Genomic DNA, 16238 nt, shown 5'->3' on the forward strand with positions numbered 1-16238 from the left:
CCCCAGCGGCGTGCGGACGGCACTCAACCCCTGGCCGCACCCCCGAGCTCCGCGACGCACCCCCACTCGGCCCCGCTCGACCGGCGGCTGTCCGCCGAAGCTCATACGCTCGGCACATGTCAGAGGTGTACGCGGCCCGCCGCGCCCGGCTCAGGGAGCGCTGCCATTCCAGCGGCAGCGCCACCGCACTCGTCACGCTCCCGGCCAACATCCGGTATCTGGCGGGCGCGGCACCCGCGGGAGCCGTCCTTCTGCTGGGCGGCGGCGAGGACGTCCTGGTCTGTGGCGCACCCCCGCGAGGGGAGATCGGCGAGGGCCGAGCCGACGAGGCCGTACGCGTCCAGGTGCTGCCGAGCCCGGGTGGCGATCCGGCGGTCGCCGCCGCCGACCTGGTCACGGCGCTCGACGCCGAGTCGCTGGCCGTGGAGGAACACCACCTCACCGTGGCCCGCCACCGGGCGATCCGCTCGGTCGCACCCCGGCTGCGGCTGGCCGACCTCGGCGGCGCGGTCGAGCAGCTGAGAGTGATCAAGGACGAGGAGGAGATCTCCTGTCTGCGGATCGGCGCGGAGATCGCCGACCAGGCGCTGGGCGAACTCCTCGAATCGATCCTCGTCGGCCGTACCGAGCGCCATCTCGCCCTCGAACTGGAGCGCCGCCTCGTGGACCACGGCGCGGACGGCCCCGCCTTCCCGACCTCCGTCGCCACCGGCCCGAACTCCGGCCGTCCCGGTCACGTCCCCACGGACCGACGGGTCGAGGAGGGCGACTTCCTCTCCGTCTGCCTCGGCGCGACCTATCGCGGCTACCGCTGCGAGATCGGCCGTACGTTCGTGATCGGCACCTCGCCCGCGGACTGGCAGATCGAGCTGTACGACCTGGTCTTCGCAGCCCAGCGGGCCGGGCGGGAGTCACTCGCACCCGGTGCGGCCTACCGTGCCGTGGACCGGGCGGCCCGCCAGGTCCTGGACTCGGCGGGGCACGGTGAGCGCCTCCCGCCGCTGATGGGGCACGGGGTCGGACTCGAAATCGACGAGGACCCGCAGTTGGGCCCCGCGGCCATGGGTAAACTGGACGCTTGCGTGCCGGTCACCGTCGAACCGGGGGTCCACCTCCCGGGCAGGGGCGGCGTCCGGATCGATGACACGCTCGTCGTACGCCCCGAGGCGGACGGCGGACCCGAGCTACTCACCATCACGACCAAGGAGCTGCTCGCGCTCTAGCTCATCGGCTGGACGCGTGGCCCGGGGTCGTCCACGTCAGTCCAGGAGATTCCGCAACCGTGGCTTCCACGAACGACCTCAAGAACGGCCTGGTGCTCAAGCTCGAAGGCGGCCAGCTCTGGTCCGTCGTCGAGTTCCAGCACGTCAAGCCCGGCAAGGGCCCGGCCTTCGTGCGCACCAAGCTCAAGAACGTGCTCTCCGGCAAGGTCGTCGACAAGACGTTCAACGCCGGCGTCAAGGTCGAGACGGCCACTGTCGACAAGCGCGACATGCAGTTCTCCTACATGGACGGCGAGTACTTCGTCTTCATGGACATGGAGACCTACGACCAGCTCATGGTCGACCGCAAGGCCGTCGGCGACGCCGCCAACTTCCTGATCGAGGGCTTCACCGCCACCGTCGCGCAGCACGAGGGCGAGGTGCTCTTCGTGGAGCTGCCGGCCGCCGTCGAGCTCGTCATCCAGGAGACCGAGCCGGGCGTCCAGGGCGACCGCTCCACCGGCGGCACCAAGCCCGCCATCCTGGAGACCGGCCACCAGATCCAGGTGCCGCTCTTCATCACCACCGGTGAGAAGATCAAGGTCGACACCCGCACGAGCGACTACCTCGGCCGGGTGAACAGCTAACCGTGGCTGCCCGTAACACGGCCCGCAAGCGCGCCTTCCAGATCCTCTTCGAGGGCGACCAGCGCGGAGTCGACGTCCTGACCGTCCTCGCGGACTGGATCCGGCACGCCCACAGCGACACCCGTCAGCCGCCGGTCAGCGAGTACACCATGGAGCTGGTCGAGGGGTACGCCGAGCACGCCAAGCGGATCGACGAGTTGCTCGCGCAGTACTCGGTGGGGTGGACGCTCGACCGGATGCCGGTGGTGGACCGCAACATCCTGCGGCTCGGCGCGTACGAGCTGATCTGGGTCGACGCCACTCCGGACGCGGTGGTGCTGGACGAGATGGTGCAGCTGGCGAAGGAGTTCTCCACGGACGACTCACCGTCGTTCGTGAACGGGCTGCTCGGCCGGTTGAAGGACCTCAAGCCTTCGCTCCGCCGGGAAGGCGAGTAGGAACCGGGGAGCGCCGTCGGGGTGCTGTGCGGAGTCGGCCGCGCGTGGTCCGTGGCCGGTCGCGCAGTTCCCCGCGCCCCTTTCGGGGTGCTGCCCCGCTCCTCTGTGACCACGCGCCTTACGACAAGCACAAAAATCGCCGGGGTGCCTCGAACCAATCGGTTCGAGGCACCCCGGCGGCACGTTTCTGCTGGTGTTTCCCGGAGGTCAGTTGTCCTCGTGGGAGACGGCGCGGCGCGCGTCCGCGTCCAGGACACCCCAGCTGATCAGCTGCTCGGTGAGGACCGAGGGGGACTGGTCGTAGATGACGGCGAGTGTGCGCAGGTCGTCCTGGCGGATCGAGAGCACCTTGCCGTTGTAGTCACCGCGCTGGGACTGGATCGTCGCCGCGTAACGCTGGAGCGGGCCCGCCTTCTCGGCCGGCACGTGCGCCAGGCGCTCCAGGTCCAGGACGAGCTTCGGCGGCGGCTCGGCGGCGCCACCAGGGGTCGTACCAGGAAGCAGCTCCTGCACGGGAACCCCGTAGAAGTCCGCCAGCTCCGCGAGGCGCTGCACGGTGACGGCGCGGTCGCCGCGCTCGTACGAACCGACCACGACCGCCTTCCAGCGTCCCTGGGACTTCTCCTCGACACCGTGGAGGGATAGGCCCTGCTGGGTGCGGATGGCCCGGAGCTTGGCCCCGAGCTGTTTGGCGTATTCGCTGGACATATAGCTCCCCGGACGAAGGCTGGTGACTCACTGTGAGGTTACGCAGCGTGACTCTGCCCCGTCAAGCCGAATGGTCCGGACCGACTCTTCCGTGGCAACCGCGTTCCCTTGGGCCAGGGGGGTGATCAGGGGCGTTACGGGGGCCTGCTAACGTTGATGGCGCAAATCCGACGTCCTTTAAGGTCCGTCCCGTGAGGCGGAGAAGGAGGTCCGTTTCGTATGGACACGCATGACCCGCAAGCGAACCTGCCCCAGGACGCGCCGTCGTCCGATGCGCGGCCCGTTCTCGAAGGCCCCGACATCGCGCGCGTACTGACCCGCATCGCCCACGAGATCGTCGAACGCGCCAAGGGCGCCGACGACGTGGTGCTCCTCGGCATCCCGACCCGGGGCGTCTTCCTCGCGCAGCGGCTCGCCGCCAAGCTCGCGGAGATCACCGACCGCAAGATCCCGGTCGGCTCGCTCGACATCACCATGTACCGCGACGACCTGCGTATGCACCCGCCGCGTGCGCTGGCCCGCACCGAGATCCCCGGTGACGGCATCGACGGCCGCCTGGTCGTCCTCGTCGACGACGTGCTCTTCTCCGGCCGCACGATCCGCGCGGCGCTCGACGCGCTGAACGACATCGGCCGCCCGCGCGCCGTCCAGCTCGCGGTCCTCGTCGACCGGGGCCACCGCGAACTGCCCATCCGCGCCGACTACGTCGGCAAGAACCTCCCCACGTCGCTGCGGGAGACGGTCAAGGTCCAGCTCGCCGAGGAGGACGGTCGGGACACCGTCCTGCTCGGCGCGAAGCGGACCGCCCAGCAGTAGCACGCGAGCGTGCGGCCTGGTGCCGTACGTCTCCTCGCGATGCCCCTGACTGCCCGTAATCTCCCGAACTGCCTTACGGAGCCTGAAAGATGCAGCGTCATCTCATCTCGGCCGCCGACCTCACCCGTGACGACGCCGTCCTGATCCTCGACACCGCCGAGGAGATGGCCCGGGTCGCCGACCGGCCGATCAAGAAACTGCCGACACTGCGCGGCCGGACGATCGTCAACCTCTTCTTCGAGGACTCCACCCGCACCCGGATCTCCTTCGAGGCCGCCGAGAAGCGCCTCTCGGCGGACGTCATCAACTTCACCGCCAAGGGGTCGAGCGTCTCCAAGGGCGAGTCCCTGAAGGACACCGCCCAGACCCTCGAAGCGATGGGCGTGGACGCCGTCGTCATCCGGCACGGCGCCTCGGGGGCCCCGTACCGGCTGGCGACCTCCGGCTGGATCGACGCCGCCGTGATCAACGCGGGCGACGGCACCCACCAGCACCCCACCCAGGCCCTGCTCGACGCCTTCACCATGCGCCGCCGTCTGGTCGGCCGCGACGCCGGGCTCGGCCAGGACCTGTCCGGCAAGCGGATCACGCTCGTCGGCGACGTCCTGCACAGCCGGGTCGCCCGCTCCAACGTCGACCTGCTGCACACCCTCGGCGCCGAGGTCACCCTCGTCGCCCCGCCCACCCTGGTCCCGGTCGGTGTCGAGACCTGGCCCTGCGAGGTGTCGTACGACCTCGACAGCACGCTCGCCAAGTCCGACGCGGTGATGATGCTGCGGGTGCAGCGGGAGCGGATGAACGCCGCGTTCTTCCCCACCGAGCGCGAGTACTCGCGGCGCTACGGCCTCGACGGCGACCGGATGGCGCGGATGCCCGAGCACGCCATCGTGATGCACCCGGGCCCGATGGTCCGGGGCATGGAGATCACCGCCGAGGTCGCCGACTCCGACCGCTGCACCGTCGTCGAGCAGGTCGCCAACGGCGTCTCCATCCGGATGGCCGTCCTGTACCTGCTGCTCGGCGGCAACGAACCCGCCGTCACCCACACCCGCACCACCGAGGAGAAGTAAGTCCATGAGCAAGATCCTGATCCGTGGTGCGAAGGTGCTGGGCGGCGAGCCGCAGGACGTGCTGATCGACGGCGAGATCATCGCCGAGGTGGGCACGGGCCTGTCGGACGAGGGCGCCGTCGTCGTCGAGGCCGACGGCAAGGTGCTCCTGCCGGGCCTGGTCGACCTGCACACCCATCTGCGCGAGCCCGGCCGCGAGGACTCCGAGACCGTGCTGACCGGCACCCGCGCGGCGGCCACCGGCGGCTACACGGCCGTCTTCGCCATGGCCAACACCTTCCCGGTCGCCGACACCGCCGGCGTGGTCGAGCAGGTCTACCGGCTCGGCCAGGAGCACGGCTACTGCGACGTGCAGCCCATCGGCGCCGTCACCGTCGGCCTGGAGGGCAAGAAGCTCGCGGAGCTGGGCGCGATGCACGAGTCGGCCGCCGGGGTCACCGTCTTCTCGGACGACGGCAAGTGCGTCGACGACGCGGTGATCATGCGCCGGGCCCTGGAGTACGTGAAGGCCTTCGGCGGTGTCGTCGCCCAGCACGCGCAGGAGCCCCGGCTGACCGAGGGCGCCCAGATGAACGAGGGCGTCGTCTCCGCCGAGCTGGGCCTCGGCGGCTGGCCCGCGGTGGCCGAGGAGTCGATCATCGCCCGGGACGTCCTGCTCGCCGAGCACGTCGGCTCCCGCCTCCACATCTGCCACCTCTCGACCGCCGGGTCCGTCGAGATCGTCCGCTGGGCCAAGTCCCGCGGCATCGACGTCACCGCCGAGGTCACCCCGCACCACCTCCTCCTCACCGACGAGCTGGTGCGGTCGTACAACCCGGTGTACAAGGTGAACCCGCCGCTGCGCACGGAGCGCGACGTGCTGGCGCTGCGCGAGGCGCTCGCCGACGGCACGATCGACATCGTCGCCACCGACCACGCCCCGCACCCGCACGAGGACAAGGACTGCGAGTGGGCCGCGGCGGCCATGGGCATGGTCGGCCTGGAGACCGCGCTGTCGGTGGTCCAGGAGACGATGGTCACCACCGGTCTGCTCGACTGGGCCGGCGTCGCGGACCGTATGTCGTTCAAGCCCGCGAAGATCGGCCGGGCGGCCGGTCACGGACGTCCCGTCTCGGCAGGTGAGCCCGCCAACCTCACGCTCGTCGACACGGCATACCGTGGGTCGGTGGATCCCGCGGGCTTCGCCTCGCGCAGCCGCAACACCCCCTACGAGGGCCGCGAGCTGCCGGGCCGTGTCACGCACACGTGGCTGCGGGGCAAGGCCACGCTCGTCGACGGGAAGCTCACGTGACACCTGTAATTCTGCTGGCCGCGGAGAAGGAATCGGCCGAGGTCACCGACTGGGCCGCGCGCATCGGCTGGGTCGTCGGACTCGCCCTCTTCGTCGCGCTCGTGTACTGGCTGATGCGCGAGGGCTGGAAGTGGCGCGGCACGCTCCAGAGCGATCTGCCCGCCCTGTCCACCGCGCCGGACGAGCCGGGCGAGGCCAGACTGAGCATGAGTGGCCGCTACCACGGCTCCACCACCGCCGGGCAGTGGCTCGACCGCATCGTGGCGCACGGCCTGGGCACCCGCAGCCGGGTCGAGCTGACGCTGACGGACGCGGGCCTGGACGTCGTACGCCCGGGGGCGACGGACTTCTTCGTCCCGGTCGCGGCGCTGCGCGAGGCCCGGCTCGACAAGGGCATCGCCGGCAAGGTCCTCACCGAGGGCGGCCTGCTGGTCGTCACCTGGGAGCACGGCGGCAAGCTGCTCGACTCCGGATTCCGCTCCGACCGCGCGGCCGAGCACAACGAGTGGGTCGAGACCCTGAACCAGATGATCAACAAGACGGAAACGGAAGGCGCACGATGACGACCTCCACCCGGGGAGCCACCAGGGTTCCCGCCGTACTCGTCCTGGAGGACGGCCGGATCTTCCGCGGCCGTGCCTACGGGGCCGTGGGGGTGACCTTCGGCGAGGCCGTGTTCTCCACCGGGATGACCGGCTACCAGGAGACCCTCACCGACCCGTCGTACCACCGCCAGGTCGTCGTCATGACCGCCCCGCACGTCGGCAACACCGGAGTCAACGACGAGGACCCCGAGTCCAAGAGGATCTGGGTCTCCGGCTACGTCGTCCGCGACCCCGCGCGCGTGCCCTCCAACTGGCGCTCCCGCCGCTCCCTGGACGACGAGCTGCGCGCCCAGGGCGTCGTCGGGATCTCCGGTATCGACACCCGCGCCCTCACCCGCCACCTCCGTGAGCGCGGCGCCATGCGCGTCGGCATCTTCTCCGGCAACGCGCTGCCCGACGAGGGCATCATGCTCACCGAGGTCCGCGAGGCCCCCGAGATGAAGGGCGCGAACCTCTCGGCCGAGGTCGCCACCAAGGAGACGTACGTCGTCCCCGCGATCGGCACCAAGAAGTTCACCGTCGCCGCCGTCGACCTCGGCATCAAGGGCATGACCCCGCACCGCATGGCCGAGCGCGGCATCGAGGTGCACGTGCTCCCGGCCACCGCCACGGCCGAGGACGTGTACGCCGTCGACCCCGACGGCGTGTTCTTCTCCAACGGCCCCGGCGACCCGGCCACCGCCGACCACCCGGTCTCCGTCATGCAGGCGGTCCTGGAGCGCGGCACCCCGCTCTTCGGCATCTGCTTCGGCAACCAGATCCTGGGCCGCGCGCTCGGCTTCGGCACCTACAAGCTGAAGTACGGCCACCGCGGCATCAACCAGCCGGTGCAGGACCGTACGACCGGCAAGGTCGAGATCACCGCGCACAACCACGGTTTCGCCGTCGACGCCCCGCTCGACCAGGTCTCCGACACCCCCTACGGCCGCGCCGAGGTCTCCCACGTCTGCCTCAACGACAACGTGGTGGAGGGGCTCCAGCTCCTCGACCGGCCGGCGTTCAGCGTCCAGTACCACCCCGAAGCGGCAGCGGGCCCGCACGACGCCGCCTACCTGTTCGACCGCTTCGTATCCCTGATGGAGGGCCAGCGTGCCTAAGCGCACCGATATCCAGTCCGTCCTGGTCATCGGCTCCGGCCCGATCGTCATCGGCCAGGCCGCCGAGTTCGACTACTCCGGCACCCAGGCGTGCCGCGTGCTCAAGGCCGAGGGCCTGCGCGTCATCCTCGTCAACTCCAACCCGGCGACGATCATGACCGACCCGGAGATCGCCGACGCCACCTACGTCGAGCCGATCACCCCGGAGTTCGTCGAGAAGATCATCGCCAAGGAGCGCCCGGACGCCCTCCTGCCCACCCTCGGCGGTCAGACGGCCCTCAACACGGCCATCTCGCTGCACGAGGCCGGGACGCTGGAGAAGTTCGGCGTCGAGCTGATCGGCGCCAACGTCGAGGCCATCAACAAGGGTGAGGACCGCGACCTCTTCAAGGAGGTCGTCGAGGCCGTCCGCGCCAAGATCGGGCACGGCGAGTCCGCCCGCTCGGTCATCTGCCACTCCATGGACGACGTGCTCGGCGGCGTGGAGACGCTCGGCGGCTACCCCGTCGTCGTCCGCCCCTCCTTCACCATGGGCGGCGCCGGCTCCGGCTTCGCCCACGACGAGGACGAGCTGCGCCGCATCGCCGGCCAGGGCCTGACCCTCTCCCCGACCACCGAGGTGCTCCTGGAGGAGTCCATCCTCGGCTGGAAGGAGTACGAGCTGGAGCTGATGCGCGACAAGCACGACAACGTCGTGGTCGTCTGCTCCATCGAGAACTTCGACCCCATGGGCGTGCACACCGGCGACTCGATCACGGTCGCGCCCGCGATGACCCTGACCGACCGCGAGTACCAGGTGCTGCGTGACGTCGGTATCGCGATCATCCGCGAGGTCGGCGTCGACACCGGCGGCTGCAACATCCAGTTCGCGGTCAACCCCGAGGACGGCCGGGTCATCGTCATCGAGATGAACCCGCGCGTCTCGCGCTCCTCGGCGCTGGCCTCCAAGGCGACCGGCTTCCCCATCGCCAAGATCGCCGCCAAGCTCGCCGTCGGCTACACGCTCGACGAGATCCCGAACGACATCACCGAGCAGACCCCGGCCTCCTTCGAGCCGACGCTCGACTACGTCGTCGTCAAGGCCCCGCGGTTCGCCTTCGAGAAGTTCCCGTCCGCCGACTCCTCGCTGACCACCACCATGAAGTCGGTCGGCGAGGCCATGGCGATCGGCCGCAACTTCACCGAGGCGCTCCAGAAGGCGCTGCGGTCGCTGGAGAAGAAGGGCAGCCAGTTCACCTTCGTCGGTGAGCCCGGCGACAAGGACCGCCTCCTCGACGAGGCCGTCCGCCCCACCGACGGCCGGATCAACACCGTCATGCAGGCCATCCGGGCGGGCGCCACGCCCGAGGAGGTCTTCGAGTTCACCAAGATCGACCCGTGGTTCGTCGACCAGCTCTTCCTGATCAAGGAGATCGCGGACGAGCTGGCCGAGGCCGACAGGCTCGACCCCGAGCTGCTCGCCGAGGCCAAGCGGCACGGCTTCTCCGACCAACAGATCGCCGAGATCCGCGGGCTGCGCGAGGACGTCGTGCGCGAGGTCCGGCACGCGCTGGGCGTGCGCCCGGTCTACAAGACGGTCGACACCTGCGCCGCCGAGTTCGCCGCGAGGACGCCGTACTTCTACTCCTCCTACGACGAGGAGTCGGAGGTCGCCCCGCGCGAGAAGCCGGCCGTGATCATCCTGGGCTCCGGCCCGAACCGCATCGGCCAGGGCATCGAGTTCGACTACTCCTGCGTGCACGCCTCCTTCGCCCTGAGCGACGCGGGCTACGAGACCGTGATGGTCAACTGCAACCCGGAGACCGTCTCCACGGACTACGACACCTCCGACCGGCTGTACTTCGAGCCGCTGACGCTCGAGGACGTGCTGGAGATCGTCCACGCCGAGTCGCTGGCCGGTCCGATCGCGGGCGTCGTCGTCCAGCTCGGCGGCCAGACCCCGCTGGGCCTCTCGCAGGCGCTCAAGGACAACGGCGTGCCCGTCGTCGGCACCTCACCGGAGGCCATCCACGCCGCCGAGGACCGGGGCGCCTTCGGCCGCGTCCTCGCCGAGGCAGGCCTGCCCGCGCCCAAGCACGGCACCGCGACCACCTTCGCCGGCGCCAAGGCCATCGCCGACGAGATCGGCTACCCGGTCCTCGTCCGCCCGTCCTACGTGCTCGGCGGACGCGGCATGGAGATCGTCTACGACGAGGCCCGCCTGGAGGCGTACATCGCCGAGTCGACCGAGATCAGCCCCTCCCGGCCGGTCCTCGTCGACCGCTTCCTCGACGACGCCATCGAGATCGATGTGGACGCCCTGTACGACGGCCACGAGCTCTACCTCGGCGGCGTGATGGAGCACATCGAGGAGGCCGGCATCCACTCCGGCGACTCGGCGTGCGCCCTGCCCCCGATCACCCTCGGCGGCTTCGACATCAAGCGCCTGCGCGCCTCCACCGAGGCCATCGCCAAGGGCGTCGGCGTGCGCGGCCTGATCAACATCCAGTTCGCGATGGCCGGCGACATCCTCTACGTCCTGGAGGCCAACCCGCGCGCCTCCCGCACCGTCCCCTTCACCTCGAAGGCGACCGCGGTGCCGCTGGCCAAGGCCGCCGCCCGGATCTCCCTCGGCGCGACCATCGCCGAGCTGCGCGAGGAGGGGCTGCTGCCGAAGAACGGCGACGGCGGTGAGCTGCCGCTCGACGCGCCGATCTCCGTCAAGGAGGCCGTCATGCCGTGGTCGCGCTTCCGCGACATCCACGGGCGCGGCGTCGACACCATCCTCGGCCCGGAGATGCGCTCCACCGGCGAGGTCATGGGCATCGACTCGGTCTTCGGCACGGCGTACGCCAAGTCGCAGGCGGGCGCGTACGGGCCGCTGCCCACCAAGGGCCGCGCGTTCATCTCGGTCGCCAACCGCGACAAGCGCTCGATGATCTTCCCGGCCCGCGAGCTGGTCGCGCACGGCTTCGAACTGCTGGCCACGTCCGGCACGGCCGAGGTCCTCAAGCGCAACGGCATCAACGCCACCGTCGTCCGCAAGCAGTCCGAGGGCACCGGCCCGAACGGCGAGAAGACGATCGTCCAGCTCATCCACGACGGCGAGGTCGACCTCATCGTCAACACCCCGTACGGCACCGGCGGCCGCCTCGACGGCTACGACATCCGTACGGCCGCCGTGGCCCGCTCCGTGCCGTGCCTGACGACCGTCCAGGCCCTCGCGGCAGCCGTCCAGGGCATCGACGCGCTCAACCACGGCGGAGTGGGCGTGCGCTCGCTCCAGGAACACGCCGAACACCTGACCGCGGCCCGCGACTAGCAGCCGAAGAGGGGGACACCGGAAACGGTGTCCCCCTCTTCGTGAGGACACCATCATGTACAAGCTCTTCTTCCGTCTGGTCTTCACACGGATGGACCCGGAGGAGGCCCACCACCTGGCCTTCCGCTGGATCCGCCTCGCCTCCCGCGTCCCCGTGCTGCGCACCTTCCTGGCGGCGGCGCTCGCGCCCCGCTACGAGGAGCTGCGCACCGAGGCGTTCGGGCTGCGGATGCACGGCCCCTTCGGACTCGCCGCCGGCTTCGACAAGAACGCGATCGCCATCGACGGGATGTCGATGCTCGGCTTCGACCACGTCGAGATCGGCACGGTGACCGGCGAGGGCCAGCCCGGCAACCCCAAGAAGCGGCTGTTCCGTCTGGTCGCCGACCGCGCGCTGATCAACCGCATGGGCTTCAACAACGAGGGCTCGCTCGCCGTCGCCGCCCGCCTGGCCTCCCGCACCCCCGTCTTCAGGACGGTCGTGGGCGTCAACATCGGCAAGACCAAGGTCGTGCCCGAGGACGAGGCCGTCGGGGACTACGTGAAGTCCACCGAGCGCCTCGCCCCCTACGCCGACTATCTCGTCGTCAACGTCTCCTCGCCCAACACGCCCGGCCTGCGCAACCTCCAGGCCACCGAGGCGCTGCGGCCGCTGCTGACCGCCGTCCGCGAGGCCGCCGACCGCACGGTCCGCACCCGTCGGGTCCCGCTCCTTGTGAAGATCGCGCCGGACCTCGCCGACGAGGACATCGACGCCGTCGCCGACCTCGCCGTGGAGCTGGGTCTGGACGGGATCATCGCCACGAACACCACCATCGCGCGCGAGGGACTCGGCCTCACCTCCGCACCCTCCCTCGTGAAGGAGACGGGCGGCCTCTCCGGAGCCCCCCTCAAGGCCCGCTCCCTCGCGGTCCTGCGCCGCCTCTACGCGCGCGTGGGCGACCGGATCACCCTGGTGGGCGTCGGCGGCATCGAGAACGCCGAGGACGCCTGGGAGCGCATCCTGGCGGGCGCCACCCTGATCCAGGGCTACAGCGCCTTCGTCTACCAGGGGCCCTTCTGGAGCCGCGCCCTCCACAAGGGGCTCGCCGCGCGGCTGCGCACGAGCCCGTACGCCACCCTCGCCGACGCGGTCGGCGCCGACGTGAGGAAGACGGTATGACCGAGCCCTTCGGCGCACGGCTGCGCCGAGCCATGGACGAGCGCGGACCGCTGTGCGTCGGCATCGACCCGCACGCCTCCCTGCTCGCCGACTGGGGCCTGAACGACGACGTCACGGGCCTGGAGCACTTCAGCCGCACGGTGGTGGAGGCGCTGGCCGACCGGGTCGCCGTCCTCAAGCCGCAGAGCGCGTTCTTCGAGCGCTTCGGGTCGCGCGGCATCGCCGTACTGGAGAAGTCGGTGGCCGAGGCGCGGGCGGCGGGCGCGCTGGTCGTCATGGACGCCAAGCGCGGCGACATCGGCTCCACCATGGCGGCGTACGCCGAGACCTTCCTGCACAAGGACGCGCCCCTCTTCTCGGACGCGCTGACGGTCTCGCCCTACCTGGGCTACGGCTCGCTGAAGCCCGCCGTGGAGCTGGCGCGCGAGAACGGGGCCGGACTGTTCGTGCTGGCGCTGACCTCCAACCCGGAGGGCGGCGAGGTGCAGCACGCGGTCCGCACCGACGGCCGGAACGTCGGCGCGACCATGCTGGCGCACCTGGCCGCCGAGAACGCGGGAGAGGCGCCCCTGGGGTCCTTCGGGGCCGTCGTCGGCGCCACGCTGGGTGACCTCTCGTCGTACGACCTGAACATCGGTGGACCTCTCCTCGCGCCCGGCATCGGGGCGCAGGGGGCCACGCCGGCCGATCTCCCGGCGGTCTTCGGGTCCGCCGTGGGCAATGTGGTCCCGAACGTCAGTCGGGGTGTCCTTCGTCACGGTCGCGACATCGTCGCGCTGCGTGACGCCTCAGATCGTTTCGCGGACGAGATCCGCACCGCGACGGCGACCGTCCGAGACCTCCGATGAGTGTGTGAGGGGCGGTTACCGGACGCCTTGAGTCTGAATACATTCTCAAATCCGGGGCAATATGCCGGTTATGTCCGACTCCAGGGAGGCTGACCAGGACTTTTCCGCTGTTCTCGCTGACTCTGGCGGAGTTGGCCGCTAGTCTCCGAGCAGGGTGAACGGGCGAGCGTGTTGCTCGTGGCACCCCAGGTGTGGGGCGACTAGGTTCCTCACCGGTCCGTATCCGACAGTTCGACATCCGAGGTGACGTAGGCGTGGCTCTTCCGCCCCTTACCCCTGAACAGCGCGCAGCCGCGCTCGAAAAGGCCGCCGCGGCTCGCCGGGAGCGGGCCGAGGTCAAGAATCGACTCAAGCACTCCGGCGCCTCCCTGCACGAGGTCATCAAGCAGGGCCAGGAGAACGACGTCATCGGCAAGATGAAGGTCTCCGCCCTGCTCGAGTCCCTGCCGGGCGTGGGCAAGGTCCGCGCCAAGCAGATCATGGAGCGACTCGGCATCTCCGAGAGCCGTCGTGTACGCGGCCTCGGTTCCAACCAGATCGCTTCCCTGGAGCGTGAGTTCGGCAGCACCGGTTCCTGATCCCGCCCCCTGACGGGAAGGGAGTCCCGGGCACTCCGGGATTGCTGGAATAATCGCTGCATGGCTGCAACATTCCGGGGGACGACCCCCGAGCCCCCGGACGTACGTCCGCGGCTGACCGTGCTCTCCGGCCCCTCCGGGGTCGGCAAGAGCACGGTCGTCGCCCATATGCGCAAGGCGCACCCCGAGGTCTGGCTCTCGGTGTCGGCGACGACCCGCAAGCCGCGCCCCGGCGAGCAGCACGGCGTCCACTACTTCTTCGTCACCGACGAGGAGTTGGACAAGCTGATCGCCAACGGTGAGCTGCTGGAGTGGGCCGAGTTCGCCGGCAACCGCTACGGCACTCCGCGGGCCGCCGTGCTCGAACGCCTGGAGAAGGGCGAGCCGGTCCTGCTGGAGATCGACCTCCAGGGCGCGCGGCAGGTCCGCGAGACCATGCCGGACGCCCAGCTGGTCTTCCTGGCACCTCCCTCCTGGGAGGAGCTGGTGCGTCGGCTCACCGGGCGGGGCACCGAACCGCCCGAGGTGATCGAACGCCGCCTGGAGGCGGCGAAGGTCGAGCTGGCGGCCGAGCCGGAGTTCGACGTCACCCTGGTCAACACCTCCGTCGAGGACGTGGCCCGCGAGCTGCTAGCCTTGATGGATGTTGTGTGATCACGGGGTCTGTCCGTTTTCTGTGATCACGACCGATCTTTTCCCATCCATCGGAAGGTAGAGCGTGTCCTCTTCCATCTCCGCGCCCGAGGGCATCATCAACCCGCCGATCGACGAGCTCCTCGAGGCAACCGACTCGAAGTACAGCCTCGTGATCTACGCGGCCAAGCGCGCTCGCCAGATCAACGCGTACTACTCGCAGCTCGGCGAGGGCCTCCTCGAGTACGTCGGTCCCCTCGTCGACACCCACGTCCACGAGAAGCCGCTCTCGATCGCCCTGCGCGAGATCAACGCGGGTCTGCTGACGTCCGAGGCCGTCGAGGGCCCCGCGTAAGTCATATCGGCAGATCGCAGTAGGTTTTTCCACAGGCCCGGCAGGGGGCACCTCCCAGCGTTAGCTGGGGGAGCGACTGTCGGGCCTGTGGTGTGTCATTGAGGCGTCACGCAGAAGGCGTACACATCCGAGTGCGGGGAGGCCCGGTGGGCAAGCCGAAGGTCGTTCTGGGGGTCAGCGGTGGGATCGCCGCCTACAAGGCGTGCGAGCTGCTGCGTCGGCTGACCGAATCCGGTCATGACGTACGGGTCGTGCCGACCGACTCCGCACTGCACTTCGTCGGCGCCGCCACCTGGTCCGCGCTCTCCGGCAACCCGGTCTCCACCGAGGTCTGGGAGAGCGTCCACGAGGTGCCGCACGTGCGCATCGGGCAGGAGGCCGACCTGGTCGTCGTCGCCCCGGCGACCGCCGACATGCTGGCCAAGGCCGCCCATGGCCTGGCCGACGACCTCCTGACCAACACCCTCCTCACCGCTCGCTGTCCGGTCGTCTTCGCCCCCGCCATGCACACCGAGATGTGGGAACACCCGGCCACCCAGGAGAACGTGGCGACCCTCCGCCGCCGCGGCGCCCTCGTCATCGACCCCGCCGTCGGCAGACTGACCGGCGTCGACACCGGCAAGGGCCGACTGCCGGACCCCGCGGAGATCTTCGAGGTCTGCCGCCGGGTGCTGGCGCGGGGCGTCACCGAGCCGGACCTCGTCGGCCGGCACGTCGTGGTGACCGCCGGCGGCACCCGGGAGCCCCTCGACCCCGTCCGCTTCCTCGGCAACCGCTCCTCCGGCAAACAGGGGTACGCCCTCGCCCGTACGGCCGCCGCGCGCGGCGCCCGGGTCACGCTGATCGAGGGCAACACCGGACTGCCGGACCCGGCGGGTGTGGACGTCGTCCGGATCGGTACGGCGGTCCAGCTGCGCGAGGCGGTGCTCAAGGCGGCGCCGGACGCGGACGTCGTGGTGATGGCGGCGGCCGTGGCCGACTTCCGCCCCGAGACCTACGCCAGTGGAAAGATCAAGAAGAAGGACGGCCAGGAGCCCGAGCCCGTCGTCCTGGTGCGAAATCCGGACATCCTCGCGGAGATCTCGGCGGACCGTTCCCGCCCCGGCCAGGTGGTCGTCGGCTTCGCCGCCGAGACCGACGACGTTCTCGCCAACGGCCGCGCCAAACTGGCCCGCAAGGGGTGCGATTTGCTGGTGGTGAACGAGGTGGGGGAGCGCAAGACCTTCGGCTCCGAGGAGAACGAGGCCGTGGTGCTGGGAGCCGACGGAAGCGAGACACCGGTCCCGTACGGCCCCAAGGAAGCCCTGGCGGAGACGGTCTGGGACCTCGTGGTGAGCAGACTCGGGTGACGGTGGCATTCGCGTCAGCCCTCACCCGAACCGCTGACATTGGGGCGTGGCGACCCTGGCGGACCGCGGCGGCCATTGGGCAGAATGCAGGTGCCGCAGGTCACAGAGCTCCCGAGAGGCGAGACAGGTGGGCCGGTGG

Annotated in this window: 16 protein-coding genes; 15 read left to right on the plus strand and 1 reads right to left on the minus strand. The window is 70.1% G+C overall.

The genetic code is table 11. The features are described 5' to 3' along the window. The first annotated feature begins 116 nt into the window (after positions 1 to 116). The 3 genes from ACZ9QC_RS34995 to nusB are packed head-to-tail and all read left to right on the plus strand — an operon-like array spanning position 117 to position 2286. Positions 117 to 1223, plus strand: a complete 1107-nt coding sequence (locus ACZ9QC_RS34995; RefSeq protein ID WP_472916746.1) for an aminopeptidase P family protein — start codon at positions 117 to 119, stop codon at positions 1221 to 1223. Between the two features lie 59 nt (positions 1224 to 1282). Continuing rightward, on the plus strand, positions 1283 to 1849 hold the full coding sequence (efp, locus tag ACZ9QC_RS35000) for an elongation factor P (RefSeq protein WP_220650011.1): 567 nt from the start codon (positions 1283 to 1285) through the stop codon (positions 1847 to 1849). 2 nt (positions 1850 to 1851) lie between these two features. Beyond that, positions 1852 to 2286: a transcription antitermination factor NusB gene (nusB, locus tag ACZ9QC_RS35005; RefSeq protein ID WP_472916747.1), complete on the plus strand. Its 435-nt coding sequence runs from the start codon at positions 1852 to 1854 to the stop codon at positions 2284 to 2286. A 207-nt stretch (positions 2287 to 2493) separates the two neighbouring features. Here nusB and bldD read toward each other — a convergent pair whose 3' ends face one another. After that, positions 2494 to 2994: a transcriptional regulator BldD gene (gene bldD / locus ACZ9QC_RS35010; protein ID WP_045557247.1), complete on the minus strand. Its 501-nt coding sequence runs from the start codon at positions 2992 to 2994 to the stop codon at positions 2494 to 2496. A 219-nt stretch (positions 2995 to 3213) separates the two neighbouring features. On the opposite strand from bldD, the gene pyrR reads away from it, so the two are divergent. The 12 genes from pyrR (at position 3214) to coaBC (ending at position 16099) form a co-directional block, all read left to right on the plus strand. After that, a complete protein-coding gene (gene pyrR / locus ACZ9QC_RS35015; protein WP_215450985.1) occupies positions 3214 to 3810 on the plus strand; it encodes a bifunctional pyr operon transcriptional regulator/uracil phosphoribosyltransferase PyrR in 597 nt (198 codons plus the stop codon). An 89-nt stretch (positions 3811 to 3899) separates the two neighbouring features. Continuing rightward, complete coding sequence (locus ACZ9QC_RS35020; RefSeq protein ID WP_045557249.1) at positions 3900 to 4880, plus strand: aspartate carbamoyltransferase catalytic subunit; 981 nt, start codon at positions 3900 to 3902, stop codon at positions 4878 to 4880. Positions 4881 to 4884: 4 nt separating this feature from the next. After that, entirely contained in the window at positions 4885 to 6171 is a 1287-nt protein-coding gene (locus ACZ9QC_RS35025; protein WP_472916748.1) for a dihydroorotase, read from the plus strand. Continuing rightward, positions 6168 to 6734 (plus strand): PH-like domain-containing protein, encoded by a 567-nt coding sequence (locus tag ACZ9QC_RS35030; RefSeq protein WP_472916749.1) that lies wholly within the window; start codon positions 6168 to 6170, stop codon positions 6732 to 6734. The genes ACZ9QC_RS35025 and ACZ9QC_RS35030 overlap by 4 nt, the downstream gene beginning before the upstream one ends. Further along, the gene (gene carA, locus ACZ9QC_RS35035; protein ID WP_472916750.1) at positions 6731 to 7873 is read left to right on the plus strand and encodes a glutamine-hydrolyzing carbamoyl-phosphate synthase small subunit; all 1143 of its coding nucleotides are present in this window, start codon (positions 6731 to 6733) and stop codon (positions 7871 to 7873) included. The genes ACZ9QC_RS35030 and carA overlap by 4 nt, the downstream gene beginning before the upstream one ends. Further along, positions 7866 to 11174 carry a carbamoyl-phosphate synthase large subunit gene (gene carB, locus ACZ9QC_RS35040; RefSeq protein WP_472916751.1) on the plus strand — a complete coding sequence of 1103 codons (3309 nt, stop codon included), beginning with the start codon at positions 7866 to 7868 and terminating at the stop codon, positions 11172 to 11174. The genes carA and carB overlap by 8 nt, the downstream gene beginning before the upstream one ends. Positions 11175 to 11229: 55 nt before the next feature. Continuing rightward, positions 11230 to 12336 carry a quinone-dependent dihydroorotate dehydrogenase gene (locus tag ACZ9QC_RS35045; protein ID WP_472916752.1) on the plus strand — a complete coding sequence of 369 codons (1107 nt, stop codon included), beginning with the start codon at positions 11230 to 11232 and terminating at the stop codon, positions 12334 to 12336. Beyond that, positions 12333 to 13184, plus strand: coding sequence for an orotidine-5'-phosphate decarboxylase (pyrF, locus tag ACZ9QC_RS35050; RefSeq protein ID WP_472916753.1), 852 nt, complete (start codon positions 12333 to 12335; stop codon positions 13182 to 13184). Before ACZ9QC_RS35045 ends, pyrF begins: the two co-directional genes overlap by 4 nt. Positions 13185 to 13438: 254 nt before the next feature. Further along, a complete protein-coding gene (locus ACZ9QC_RS35055) occupies positions 13439 to 13762 on the plus strand; it encodes an integration host factor (protein WP_003977346.1) in 324 nt (107 codons plus the stop codon). A gap of 60 nt (positions 13763 to 13822) precedes the next feature. After that, the gene (gmk, locus tag ACZ9QC_RS35060) at positions 13823 to 14416 is read left to right on the plus strand and encodes a guanylate kinase (RefSeq protein ID WP_472916754.1); all 594 of its coding nucleotides are present in this window, start codon (positions 13823 to 13825) and stop codon (positions 14414 to 14416) included. Positions 14417 to 14480: 64 nt separating this feature from the next. Continuing rightward, positions 14481 to 14750 (plus strand): DNA-directed RNA polymerase subunit omega, encoded by a 270-nt coding sequence (gene rpoZ, locus ACZ9QC_RS35065; RefSeq protein WP_005485492.1) that lies wholly within the window; start codon positions 14481 to 14483, stop codon positions 14748 to 14750. A 146-nt stretch (positions 14751 to 14896) separates the two neighbouring features. After that, a complete protein-coding gene (gene coaBC, locus ACZ9QC_RS35070; protein ID WP_472916755.1) occupies positions 14897 to 16099 on the plus strand; it encodes a bifunctional phosphopantothenoylcysteine decarboxylase/phosphopantothenate--cysteine ligase CoaBC in 1203 nt (400 codons plus the stop codon). Positions 16100 to 16238: the final 139 nt, after the last annotated feature.

The sequence above is a fragment of the Streptomyces sp. HUAS MS02 genome (assembly GCF_055702265.1).